The sequence below is a fragment of the Streptococcus oralis genome, assembly GCF_003943415.1.
GTDB lineage: Bacteria > Bacillota > Bacilli > Lactobacillales > Streptococcaceae > Streptococcus > Streptococcus oralis_BJ.
Window position 1 is genome coordinate 216447 of the sequence record NZ_RJPK01000002.1, and the last position, 12168, is coordinate 228614.

Below are 12168 nucleotides of genomic sequence, written 5' to 3' on the forward strand. Positions count from 1 at the left end.
GATTTGTTATTTAGATTTATAAAGCTTGAATTCCTTACTATCCGTCTGAACAAGCTCGTATTTTTCACTAAGTAGGCTCTCTACATCCGACCACAAGGCAACCTTTTGATTGACCAAAATCATCTTCGGTTGATTTTCTTTCAAGTCATTGACTAGTTTCGTTTTATTCTCGTCGCTTGCAGTATAGAGTGTTGGTGTCACTAGAGAGCTTGGTGCCAAGCGTTCACTTGCGCGGTAGAAATCTGGCCGATTATCCCAAGCATAGACACGATCCTCGGAACTCGTTTGCTGTTTGACCAAGCTAGCAAGCTGCTCACGTTCCTGATAAGTACTTGGATGCGAAATATAGCGACTCAAAACAGGTAGGAAAAGTAAATAGACTATCGCAACTAATGGTAGATAGAAATTTCCCTTGAGGTAGCGACCAAAGAGTGATGAAGAGCGGACTCTTCGTCTACTACGACTGATGCGTTCAGGATTCCCTTCTTTGATGTTGGTTAACAATAACAATGTCAGAAAGGGCAAAATCGCTGCCAAACGTGAGCCATGCAAAGGTTCCTTTGAAAGAATTAACAGAGCAAGAGTCACCAGTAAACCTAAACTAGCGCCTATTGAGATAGCAAATTGTTTGGCTGACTTGGTCTGAAACAATCCTGAAAAGATTACTGTCAGAATCCCAACACCGATGGATAGCAAGCCATAGAAAGCAGCATTCTCCATAAGATTGGCATTTGAAAATAGGCTAAGTGTATCTATTGGATACAAGGTATGGCTGATCGCATCACCAAATGTTCCTGTTAAGACTGTATAATAGCCAATTGGATAAAAAAGGAGAGAAAATCCTAGAGCTGATGCGAAAAATTGATACAATCCATGAGCAAATCGATGCTGGGCAATATTAAATCCAAACAAACTCAAGGCAAGTGTGGCTGCAAACAAAGCTGTGGGAATAGGTGATAGGAAGAAAGCTAATGCTAAACTCATCCCAACTCGCAAGAAACCTTTATCGTTACTTGGATCATCCAGATAGTCAGCCACTAGGCTAAAACTATAAAATAGAAAAGGCAAGGCCACAGCAACTGCATAGCTACCACCAAATCCCAGACTGCCCACAAGCAGATAGAAAACCAACAAAAGCTGTCTAGCCTGCTCTCCCTGACCTGTCAAGGTATCTGCGGATTTAAATAGAAAAACACCAGCTCCGAACAAGGCCAACCACTCCACCAAAGCAAAAAGAATACTCCCTTGAGAGAGATAGATTAGTACGTAATAAAGCAGTCCATTTGAACCATAATAATCCGTGTAAATCTGCCCACTCTGATGTAGCGCCCAACCAGTATAAAGATCTTGCATCTGTTGGGGGCTCACCAAACCAAAGATCAGAGGCAACATTACAGAAACAGCTGTAGCAGCCAGACTCCAAATTGCCATACTAAAAAATGGAAGCGGAGTTCGTTTCTTCTTACCTCGCTCCAGTCCAAATTCAGACTCTTGATCCAGCCGTTCCCGATACTGGTATCGAAATTCTTCTAGCTGTTCGTCTTTTTCCTCGTATACGTTCATTCAATTTCTCCTCTAAGTTTATCTGTTTTAGTATATCAAAATCTTACAGGAATGTCAGCTAGGGATTGATATTTCCTTAACTTCTTATCTAGCTCAGCATAGCGTTCAATCTCTCGAAAACGGTGTAAACTGCTTGTTTGAAACTCTAGGATAAAATCATATTCTTCTTGATTTAGCATTTTCATCCTCCTGCTTATCTATTCGTAAGAAGACAAAAAAGATCCAGCCTTGGGCTAGATCTTGGTGGATAGTTAGAGCATGGGCGCAAACAACTGGACAATTTCCTTGATTAAGCTTTGGTACCAGCTTGTTTTGATCGTGTGGGGATAGATTTCTCGAGAAACTTTAAAAATCTTCTCGAAGTCCCTCTTAATATCTATGATGGACTGCGTTCTATAAAGTAAGACGGCATTTTCATAGTGGTGGAGCAAGCTACGATAGTCAAAATTGATGGTCCCCACAGTAGCCGCTTCTCCATCGACCAGCATTTGCTTGCTATGAAGAAATCCGGGACTATACTCGTAAATGCGAACACCTGCAGATAGCAAGTCTGGATAGGCTCCGCGAGTAACCAATTGGATGACCTTCTTATCTGGGATATACGGCGTCACAATTCGCACATCTACCCCTCTCAATGCTGCATTTTTGATACTTTCGGTCAGATCATAGTCAGCAATCAGATAGGGAGTCGTGATATAGACATAGTCTGTAGCTTGATTGATAAGGTTTTGATAGACCGTTTTTCCAACTTGAGCTCGGTAGATGGGTTTTGGTCCACTACTATAGGGAATACAGAGCCCCATCCCATCTCTAGGTTGATTTTCGAGATGGTATTGATCAAAGTCACTAATTTCCCCACGGTTGATATACCAGGTTGATAAAAAGAGTCTAGTAAAAGCCTTGACTGCCGGTCCATCCAGACGAATACCGCTATCCTTCCAATAGCCAAAGCGTTCGATATGGTTGATATACTCATCCGCCAGATTAACACCACCTGTATAAGCAATCTGCCCATCAATAATCATGATTTTACGGTGGTCACGGTTGTTATAAGCAACGGTCAAACGTGGAATCACCTTGTTAAATTTATGGGCTTCAATCTCTCGACCACGAAGCTGGATAGTATAATCTCCAGGCAGAGTAGCCATACAACCAATGTCATCATAGAGGAGTTTGACTTCTATTCCTTGAGCTACCTTTTCTTCCAAAATCTCTAAAATGCTGTTCCACATCAAGCCTTCTTCGATGATATAGTATTCGAGAAAGATAAATTTCTCAGCTTTCTTGAGGTCCTCTAGCATCTGATGCCACATGCTTTCACCAGAGGCAAAAAATTGTGTGTCCGTTCGATCATAGACATCTGCGTTCGTATCCATACTGAGGAGGGATTTGATGACTCCGTAAGCCGACTTATCTTGTTCTTTTAACTCCAAACGGAGGGCTCTGCTATTATCCTCTCGGTCAACCATTGACTGGAGCTGCTTTAGCTGTTTCATTTCTTTTTTCGATAAACGGCGTTCTCCAAACATGATATAGAGCAAGGGGCCAAATACTGGCACAAAGGCTACTAACAGCCAAGTCACCTTGCTTTCTGGATTCATGGATCGATTAACAATCGATACAATGGTCGCCATACTCATCAAAATAACTAGAATAATCCAGAGAATCGGAGCCATCTGCCCTAGATAGAGAAATAAACCAAAGATGATAAACAACTCCGCCAACATGATGGTAATACTAAAGCCATACTTGGACATGAGTAGCTGCATTTTTCTAGCTGTCATACATCCCCTTCCTTTTCTAACATTCTCCCTCGCCGCTTGATAAACTAATCTTTCTACTAGTATACCTCAGTTCAGGGGGAGATGGCAACCTTTTACTCTTGCCCTTCCATTTTCAGATGCGTATTAGAGTTTGAGAGCCAACATATTGACCGTCATACCAGCAGCAGTTCCCATAAGGTAGACGATATCTCCTTCTTTAACCAATCCATGGTCCAATGAATAGGCCAAGCCAAATGGCACAGAGACTGACACCATATTTCCATAGTCCGTGACGAGATTGAGGTATTGATTCTCAGCTACACCTAGCTTTTCCATAACCAAAGGAAGGGCGCGACTAGCTTGATGAGGAATGATATAGTCCACATCTCCCAAGGCTAGCTGTGTCTTTTCTTGAAACTCTTCAAACATGACTGGGATTTTACGAGCTGACAAGAGGAGGATTTTCTTTCCCTTCATATCAAACATATAGTTGGTTTTCGTCGCTTCAGAGTACTCTTTTGGTTGAAAAGAAGTCAGACCTCCACGAATTTCCGTATCGTGAGCTCCTTCTGACCAAGTACGTTGGAGACTAGCAATGACCCCTTTTTCCTGATGGCTTTTTTGGAAAATAAAAGCTGCTGCCCCGTCACTAAAGAGTTCAAAACTTTCTTTTTGCTTGGGATTGAGCCCTAAACTACCAACCTCACTGGATACAATCAGGACACGACCGTATTCGCCTGCCTCAATCAAGTGGGACATGATCGATAGAGCAGAAATAAAGCTAGTACAGGTCGTATTGATGTCCATAGCTGGGATTGAGTGTCCTTTTGCCACGCGCTCATGAATCAAGGCAGCCGTACAAGGAATAGGCTGAACACCAACTGCACTAGCTGATACAAGGCAATCGATATCTTTAATATCCAAATTTGCATGTTCAAGTGCACGCTGGATAGCTGCTTCTGCCAAATCTAGTTGGGTTTCTTCATTTTCAACTACACGATAACGGGTTTGGTCTTTGAATTGGACGGTATGCTTTGGAAGGCAAACACCATAACCTGCGACTTCTACATGTCTTGTTACTTCTGTCATTGTCTTTTTTCCTTTCATAAACGTTGGATACGTTTGAGTTTACGGCTAGTATCCCAGTGATAATCTGAAAATTGGATTTGAGGAACTATGAACTCTTTTTGCTGGGCCAAGAGATAAAACTGTGCTAAAATTGCTGTCTCTACGTCCTCATCTCGTCGGCTTAGACAAACTTCTACTAATTTCTCGGAATGTTGCTTAACTTGGTAATCTCCCACATTCTCCACAAAGAGGATGCAACGTCTGATAAAGTCTGGATAGATGGTCACCTGTCCCCCATCCTGCCCTTCAAAGTAGAAAATATCATCAGAACGTCCTTCGACCTTGTCAATCCGTGTATAGCAGGAGCCACAGGGACAAGGCTCCGGATTTTCAACCAAGATATCATTGAGCTGGTAGCGATAAACAGGCTGACTGCTTCGTTTAAAGTCCGTAATCACTGGATAAAAACGGCGGTCATCTAGATACTGCTTTTCCACAAAGATAATGTCTTCGTTGAGATGCAGATTGCCAGCTGAGCAGGTGCAGGCTAGGAAACCTTCTGTCGCCTGATAAACTTGGTCAATGATGGATAGTGAAAAGGCTTCTGCGATCCGTCCCCTATCACTATCTTCCAAGATTTCCGCCACCGAAACGATTTTTTGTGGGTGAATGGCCAACTCTCCAGCTGTGAGGTGCTTGCTCAATTCAAGCAACATAGAGGCTGGTGCTACCACAATGGTCGGTTGGTAACTATTGAGACGCCCGATATGCTCATCTGTATGTTTGAAAATATCAAAATACTCTAAACGAATGAGGGCCGTATTGATGGTCTGATAGAGTTCATTATCGGCTCTCAGGAAAAAGGCGATGCGGTGTCCAAAAAGTTGACCTTTGGGCAACATCTTTGCCAAGATAGCCGCCGCCCACATACTTCGCTCTTTCTCTGTTGTGATAAAGAGGCCCCGATGTCCAGATGTCCCTGAAGACAGACCGACTGCCACTTCGCCTTTAAGTTCAGTGAAATCACGGGTCTTCTCGCTTTCAATAGCCAAGGCCAAGGCTTCATCCCGATCCACTCCTTGGGTGTTGAGCTCATTGAAATGTTCCATCATAAAGGCCTTGTCCATATGGTCAAAGTCGCTAGGAACTCCATTTTTAAAATAGGGCGACTCTCGCTCTAAAAAGTCCATATAGTTAGCTAATTGCACTTTCTGGTAGTTCTCTAAAGCCTCTCGAGATTTGAAGTTATAAAGCCAGCGAGTTTGGATAAAGGTTTTAAGAAAGGTTATTTTTTTCATATAAGATTGACTCTATCCTTTCTACAGGATCATGGCTAACAACTACCTCGATACCGGCCTTTAAGACTTCCTCCAGAAACTCCGTCCCCTTGATATAGTCCACCTTGTTATCTTGAACCAAAGAAGGAAGCAGGTGCATCTGCTTGGTATAAGGTAAGAGGTCAATTCCCCAACAGAGGTCTGCTGCAATGAGGAGATTAAAGTCTGGAAGGTACAGACAGGCTTGCCCCCTAGCATGCCCGTCAACAGAAGCTACTAGGATACTGCCATCTCCGAAAAGATCACAAATCGGACGATAGGGAAATCCCGGGTGATGCTGGTCAGTTCTGATAATAGTTAGATTTTCTTCAAAAGAAGCTGGCAAAAACTCCTTGAAAATCAAGTCTTTCAAATTAGGTTTTTGGTAGACTTCATACACTTCTTTTGTCAAGATAAAGGTTGCATGAGGAAAGAAGCTAGCTCCTCCCAGATGATCTGGATGTAAATGAGATAGAAGGACATAGTTTATTTCTTCTGGTTTGATTCCCTTCGCTTTCAGTAAATGTGAAATCTGGTCCTTCTCCGTCATTTGAACAGGTGTTCCTAGACGATAAAAACCATAGCGAAGCTTCGTCTTAATATCATAGTGATAGCCAGTATCACATAGCAAATAGCCCTTGTCTCTGTGTTTGATAAGAAAAACACCTGCTGGAAAGGTCATCTTTTGATTCTTGACTCCCTTGAATAGCAAACCTGTATAGCTAGTACAGTAGCCTGCTGGGAAATAATCAATGCTTTCGATAATCTTGGACATATTGTTCAATCCCTTCCGAAATACTGATTTGAGGGCGATACCCCAAGTCTCGCTCCGCCTTGCTGATGTCCAGCGTCTGGCTATATCGCAGCAAATAATAGGTATAGCGTGTCAGAGCCGGCTCGCCTTTAAGTTTCAAGGTCTTATAAAGAAACTCTAAACTACTTGCAATAGCTGAAAGAAGAGGAGCCGGCACTTTTCTGTATGTTATCGGATAGCCCAACCCTCTCAAGGTTTCTTCTATTAGGTCCTTAAAGGCTCTTGGTTCCCCGTTGGTAATATTATAGACTTCGCCACTAGCCTGAGTAGCCTCTAGTGCCAAGCGAATGGCCAGAGCGACATTTTCCACACAGGTCATATCCATCAGTTGACGACCATCTCCTATCAAGGGAATACCAATCTTCTGACTGAGCTTGAGAACCCGGGGCAAAATACTGGTATCCCCAATCCCAAAAAGCCCACGAGGTCGTAAGATAATACTCGGAACATCGGGATAATCCTTAAACAGCTTCTCCGAAGCCAGCTTACTACGAATGTAGTTGTTAAGATTATTTTCCTGAGGCGCATCGCTTTCTTTGATAGCAAGCTGATCTCGAGGCGCAGCATAGATGCTAGGCGAGGACACATAAACCAAACGCTGAATCCCCGCCTCCCGACAAGCCTCCAGAACATACTTGGTCCCCAAGACATTTGTCTGATAGAAATCCTCCCAAGGACCCCAAACGGTAGAAAGAGCACCCGCATGCACAACCATGTCCATCCCCTGACAAGCCTGAGCCAAATCCTCTTGCTTGGTCAAATCTCCCTGAAAAAATGTTACTAAGGAATTTTCCAAAGACTGACCTGCCTTGGGATTGCGTCCAAAAGCGCGTACCTGATAGCTCTGCTGACTGAGCTCTTCAACAACATACTTGCCTAGAAAGCCCGTAGCACCTGTTACCAATACTTTCTTCATTTTTTACTTCTCCTTGTCCCCTAAGAGCCGATGTATTTCGCTCTTCAGAATCTCTGTTGGCTGATAGATTTGAGCTGCACGACTAAGTTTGTTCAAGTCTGCCCAGTCATCTCTAGCCAACAACTCATCAAAGGCACGTTCAATCGCTTCCGTATCCTCTCGTTTAGCAGTTAAGGCAATCCCTGCCTCTAATCCACGAACTGCATAGTCATACTGATCATAGTCATGGGGGAGAATCAAGGCAGGCTTACCATAGATGATACACTGGTAAAAAATACCTGCACCACCATGATGAATGACATAGTCCATCTGGGGAATGTACTCCTTATAGGGAAGATAGGATACCACCGAAACATTCTCCATGAGCTCTTCACATTGGAAATCTTGTCCGCCGAATCCCAGAGTTACAAAGAAGTGACAGTCCGGATGGGCTTTTGCCAATTGTTGGGTCTGGTAGAGGAGGTTGTCTTTGGCCCATGCTAGCTGAGTCCCACAAGATACGAGGACTTTCTTATGATTTGCATAAGGAGCCAAATCTAGGGGGTAATTCTCTGCCCTCTCAATCGAAGAACCAAAAGGTCCCACCCAAAGGTAGTGCTCTGGAAAACCACTTTTCAGCTCCAACTCTTTCATCCCAATTCCCAAGATGGAATAGGGCGAATAAATGGTTTCCTGATTTTTTTGATTGTAGAGCTTAAAATCGTAACGTTTTAAGCGTTCTCTCAATAAAAAGGTTACGATTCGTTTCCCTAAACGAGTCACTTTTCTCCCCAGCCATTGCTGGACAGATTGGAACGGTGTCTTTGGACTGCCCATTCCTCCAAAGAAACAAGGCGGTCCATCTGTCGTTTCAATGGCAAATTGTGTCGCCATGGTTGTTATCCAAGGAATTCCCAACTGTTCCGCTACTAACCCCCCAGATAAGGTGATGAAGTCGGCAATCACAATATCAGGTCGATTTTCCTGCCACTCTTGCACTAGTTGGTCAGACACCACATCGATCAAATCAAGACTAGCTGACAACTGTCGATAAGCAGAAATAAGGTTTAATTGCCCTTCATTGTTGGCTACGCGCTCAAATTCATCTACAGAATTTTCTAAAATGGGAATCACCTGGAATCCCATCTCCTCTGCGACAACTTTTCGTTGTGGTCCTGTAAATAATCGAATCTCATACAAGGGATCCTTCAACAAGGGTGCGAGCAGATTCAGGGTTGGGAAGAGATGCCCACTTAAGGGCACTACAACCACATCGATTTTGATTTTTCTCATATGTCTAGAATAGCAAATTTTTAAAAAAAGAACTACCAAAATGATAGTTCTTCCTAGCATTATTTAGCTTCTTTTTCACTTTATGAATCAGAAGAGTTCTTTGTAGAGAGCAATTGTTTCTTCCAAGGTTGGCATAAATGGATTTCCAGGTGCACAAGCATCAATCAAGGCATTCTTAGAAAGGTAGTCAAAGTCAAAGTCTTTTTCTTGGATACCGAGTTCAGTGAGTTTCTTTGGAATGCCTACTGTTTCAGACAGTTTCTCAATTTCAGCGATAGCGTAGGCAGCACATTCTTGGTCTGTTTTCCCTTCCACATGGAGTCCCAAGGCCTTGGCTACATTGCGAAAAGCTTCTGGTACACGCTTGGCATTTTCACGTTCTACAACTGGGAGAAGCATGGCACAGCAGACACCATGTGGCAAGTTATATACCGCACCGAGTTGGTGAGCCATAGAATGAACATAGCCCAAACCAGCATTGTTAAAGCTCATACCACCGAGGAAGATGGCATTGACCATGGCCTCACGCGCTTCAATATCTTGGCCATTTGCCACAGCACGAGGAAGATACTCTTTGATTAGTTCAATAGCTCCGATAGAGAGTTTCTTGGTCACATTATAAGCACCTGGTGTTACCAAGGCTTCGACAGCGTGGGTAAGAGCATCCATACCTGTCGCCGCTGTCAATCCTTTCGGTTTTGAAAGCATGAGTTCTGGATCATTAACAGAGATAAGGGCGAGGCTGTTCTTATCTACCATTACCATTTTGACTTTGCGTTCTTCGTCAGTAATGACATAGTTAATCGTAATTTCTGCAGAAGTTCCAGCTGTTGTATTGATCGCAACCACTGGCAACCCTTTTTTAGCAGACTTGTGGAGACCTTCGTAGTCCTGTGGTTTTCCACCATTTGTAGCGATGATAGAGATACAACTAGCCGCATCCTGAGGAGATCCTCCTCCAAGACTGATGATGAAGTCACAACTATGCTCTTTCAGGGCAGCCACTCCGTCTGTGACGTTCTTGCAAGTCGGATTTGGCTCCACATCGCTAAAGATCACATATTCGATCCCTTCAGCATCTAGTGGTTTTAGGACCTTAGGTAAAATATCACTGCCTTCGATGAACTTATCTGTCACCAAAAGGGCCTTCTTATACCCCAGTTCCTTGATATACGGACCTACTTCATTTACAACACCTTTACCGATAAGGTTAACTGATGGAACGTAAAATGTAGCCATATGCTTTTCCTCCTGCGCCTTTGCGCTATTTGATTATTTACCATAAGTATACGACCTTATAAGAAGTTTTACAAACATTTGTAAGCGTTTTAAGTAAAAAGTTAGTAAAGAACAGCCAGCCACTTTTTCAAGAAAAAAGTTCCAAAAAGATGGATTTCATCTCATTGGAACTTTTACTTAATGATTATTGTTTCGTTAAGACTACTCGGTCAGATGCCTCTCGATCCATATCGTCGATAATCAATTGATTACCATTAACAGTGTAAATTTTGACATCATCACCGATAATGACACGTTGATTTTCTGGCTCAAAGCTAACTTGCTTGATTTCCTTATCTCCATCTGGCTCGACTTCAGTCCATGTACCAGTTTTACCTGTTACAACAAGAGTGATTTGGTCATTCTCATCTTTTCCAGCATAGGTACCATCGATGTTCGTAGGTTGAGCTACAGTAGTATCCTGACTTGAGGACGCCTGTGGTTGACTAGCACTTGTAGCAGCGCTAGAAGATGATTCTTGTTGAGTAGATGGTTGCTGAGCAGATTGCTGGGTAGGGGCTTGTGCCTTAGGTCCACAAGCTGCTAAAAGACTAAGAATTGCTAGGGAAGCAATAGAAAGTGTGAATATTTTCGTTTTCATAGCGATTTCCTTTCTTTTTTGTCAATGATTTGCTGGATCAGTTTCCAGATGTACCTCCTACCTCAAGTATAACAACTTAAGCCTAGAAGGTCAACTAGTCCCATCGCTTCCAACCAAACTCGCTCGCACTTCCGAGATAAAGTAGAGTGACCCCGTCACGAAAAGCAAGTTCTGGTCATTGGCCTTTTCTTCAAATTCGCTGATAAAATCGCCATAGGAAGGAATCAAATCGTAACCCGCCACATCCTTCTCATCCAAAGAACCTTGGTAGTCAAAGCCCGTTACCTTAAGTTTTACCTGAGGCAACTGTTCCGTTAGATAGCCTAGCATCCCCTGATAATCCTTGCGTTTAAGGGCGCCAAAAAGAATGCGAACTTGATATCCTTGCTGGATTTTCCCTTGGATAAACTCGACCAGACGAGTTAAGGCTGGAAGATTATGAGCCCCATCTAGGTAGATTTGCGGACGAATTCGTTCCAATCGACCTGCCCAGTAAGTTTCTTTCAAAGCCTGTCTGACAAGCTCTTCTTCGACACCTTCCTCTCTTGACGCCATAAAAAGAAGAAAGGTTTGTAAAGCCAAGGCGGCATTTTCTTGCTGATAGGTACCTTCCAAACCGATTTCAAGCCGTGAAAAACTTGCTAGCCTACTTGAAAAATTACTATCTTTCAAGGTGAAGTCTTGCCCCGCTCGATAAAGAGCTACGTCCAACTCTTTTGCTCTTTTTTGACAGACAAGCTCAGCTTCTGGAGCAAGCTTGGCAATGACCGCCTTCTTTCCAGCCTTGAAGATACCAGCTTTCTGCTCTGCTATTTCCTCCAGACTATCACCCAAGGTCTCCTGATGATCTAGGCCAATGGAAGTAATAACTGCAATCTCTCCTGTTACGACATTCGTGGTGTCAAGCAGACCACCAATACCCACTTCTAGCAGGACTAGATCCACGTCCTGCTCTTCAAAGTAAAGCAAAGCAATCAAGGTCAACAACTCAAAGAAAGACAATTGGTCATGTGTTTCCAAAAGAGTTTTTTCCATATCCTTGACTTGGTTAGCTGTACGAATAAAATCTTCATCAGCAATCGGTTGTCCATTGATACAAATTCGATCATTGATACTGATGATATGGGGAGAGGTAAAAGTACCAACTTTTTTACCATGAGCAACAAACAACTCCCTCATAAAGGCAATAGTTGATCCCTTGCCATTGGTCCCTGTCACGTGGATAATAGGATAAGTCTTCTCAGGATTCCCCAGCAAATCCACTGCTTGCTGCATTCGTCCAAGTCCAGATCTAAAGTTTAAACCAATCCGACTATGAAGCCATTCTTCTACTTCAAACATGCATATCTCCTTAACAAAAGTACATTCCACTACCACAACAAAGTATAATTGCAAGTAAAAAGCGAGGTCGGGACAAAAATCCCGACCTCTTACCTGGTTAGCTAATCACTAGCTAGTATGAATTTTAGCGCAGGGCTAAAAATATCCACTGGATATTCCAACTCTTCCAATTTTTAGGAATTGGGGTGATACAGTCTCCCAGACTTACCAGTTCTCTCTTATTTAAAGGAACTGGG

11 protein-coding genes are annotated in these 12168 nt (G+C 43.1%); all 11 read right to left on the reverse strand.

Annotation, left to right across the window (positions count from 1 at the left end; genetic code table 11):
• Nucleotides 1-6: 6 nt before the first annotated feature.
• Nucleotides 7-1563: a damage-inducible protein CinA gene (locus D8801_RS03755; protein WP_125847953.1), complete on the reverse strand. Its 1557-nt coding sequence runs from the start codon at nt 1561-1563 to the stop codon at nt 7-9.
• Nucleotides 1564-1598: 35 nt separating this feature from the next.
• Nucleotides 1599-1742, reverse strand: a complete 144-nt coding sequence (locus D8801_RS09825; protein WP_169447033.1) for a hypothetical protein — start codon at nt 1740-1742, stop codon at nt 1599-1601.
• A 72-nt stretch (nt 1743-1814) separates the two neighbouring features.
• Entirely contained in the window at nt 1815-3347 is a 1533-nt protein-coding gene (cls, locus tag D8801_RS03760) for a cardiolipin synthase (protein ID WP_125847955.1), read from the reverse strand.
• Nucleotides 3348-3470: 123 nt separating this feature from the next.
• Nucleotides 3471-4415, reverse strand: a complete 945-nt coding sequence (locus D8801_RS03765; protein ID WP_125847957.1) for a 3-oxoacyl-[acyl-carrier-protein] synthase III C-terminal domain-containing protein — start codon at nt 4413-4415, stop codon at nt 3471-3473.
• 14 nt (nt 4416-4429) lie between these two features.
• On the reverse strand, nt 4430-5692 hold the full coding sequence (locus D8801_RS03770) for a F390 synthetase-related protein (protein WP_125847959.1): 1263 nt from the start codon (nt 5690-5692) through the stop codon (nt 4430-4432).
• Nucleotides 5670-6485 carry an MBL fold metallo-hydrolase gene (locus D8801_RS03775; RefSeq protein WP_125847961.1) on the reverse strand — a complete coding sequence of 272 codons (816 nt, stop codon included), beginning with the start codon at nt 6483-6485 and terminating at the stop codon, nt 5670-5672. The genes D8801_RS03770 and D8801_RS03775 overlap by 23 nt, the downstream gene beginning before the upstream one ends.
• A complete protein-coding gene (locus D8801_RS03780) occupies nt 6460-7440 on the reverse strand; it encodes an NAD-dependent epimerase/dehydratase family protein (protein WP_125847963.1) in 981 nt (326 codons plus the stop codon). The genes D8801_RS03775 and D8801_RS03780 overlap by 26 nt, the downstream gene beginning before the upstream one ends.
• Nucleotides 7441-7443: 3 nt before the next feature.
• Nucleotides 7444-8712, reverse strand: a complete 1269-nt coding sequence (locus D8801_RS03785) for a glycosyltransferase (protein WP_125847965.1) — start codon at nt 8710-8712, stop codon at nt 7444-7446.
• A gap of 87 nt (nt 8713-8799) precedes the next feature.
• Nucleotides 8800-9951, reverse strand: a complete 1152-nt coding sequence (locus D8801_RS03790; RefSeq protein ID WP_125847967.1) for an iron-containing alcohol dehydrogenase — start codon at nt 9949-9951, stop codon at nt 8800-8802.
• A 184-nt stretch (nt 9952-10135) separates the two neighbouring features.
• On the reverse strand, nt 10136-10591 hold the full coding sequence (locus D8801_RS03795) for an SP_0198 family lipoprotein (protein WP_125847969.1): 456 nt from the start codon (nt 10589-10591) through the stop codon (nt 10136-10138).
• A 90-nt stretch (nt 10592-10681) separates the two neighbouring features.
• Nucleotides 10682-11932, reverse strand: coding sequence for a bifunctional folylpolyglutamate synthase/dihydrofolate synthase (locus D8801_RS03800; RefSeq protein ID WP_125847971.1), 1251 nt, complete (start codon nt 11930-11932; stop codon nt 10682-10684).
• Nucleotides 11933-12168: the final 236 nt, after the last annotated feature.

What these genes read in the sequence shown, in the direction of transcription:
- D8801_RS03755 (WP_125847953.1), bottom strand. Translation starts at nt 1,563, where the DNA reads ATGAACGTATACGAGGAAAAAGACGAACAGCTAGAAGAATTTCGATAC.
- D8801_RS09825 (WP_169447033.1), bottom strand. Translation starts at nt 1,742, where the DNA reads ATGCTAAATCAAGAAGAATATGATTTTATCCTAGAGTTTCAAACAAGC.
- cls (WP_125847955.1), bottom strand. Translation starts at nt 3,347, where the DNA reads ATGACAGCTAGAAAAATGCAGCTACTCATGTCCAAGTATGGCTTTAGT.
- D8801_RS03765 (WP_125847957.1), bottom strand. Translation starts at nt 4,415, where the DNA reads ATGACAGAAGTAACAAGACATGTAGAAGTCGCAGGTTATGGTGTTTGC.
- D8801_RS03770 (WP_125847959.1), bottom strand. Translation starts at nt 5,692, where the DNA reads ATGAAAAAAATAACCTTTCTTAAAACCTTTATCCAAACTCGCTGGCTT.
- D8801_RS03775 (WP_125847961.1), bottom strand. Translation starts at nt 6,485, where the DNA reads ATGTCCAAGATTATCGAAAGCATTGATTATTTCCCAGCAGGCTACTGT.
- D8801_RS03780 (WP_125847963.1), bottom strand. Translation starts at nt 7,440, where the DNA reads ATGAAGAAAGTATTGGTAACAGGTGCTACGGGCTTTCTAGGCAAGTAT.
- D8801_RS03785 (WP_125847965.1), bottom strand. Translation starts at nt 8,712, where the DNA reads ATGAGAAAAATCAAAATCGATGTGGTTGTAGTGCCCTTAAGTGGGCAT.
- D8801_RS03790 (WP_125847967.1), bottom strand. Translation starts at nt 9,951, where the DNA reads ATGGCTACATTTTACGTTCCATCAGTTAACCTTATCGGTAAAGGTGTT.
- D8801_RS03795 (WP_125847969.1), bottom strand. Translation starts at nt 10,591, where the DNA reads ATGAAAACGAAAATATTCACACTTTCTATTGCTTCCCTAGCAATTCTT.
- D8801_RS03800 (WP_125847971.1), bottom strand. Translation starts at nt 11,932, where the DNA reads ATGTTTGAAGTAGAAGAATGGCTTCATAGTCGGATTGGTTTAAACTTT.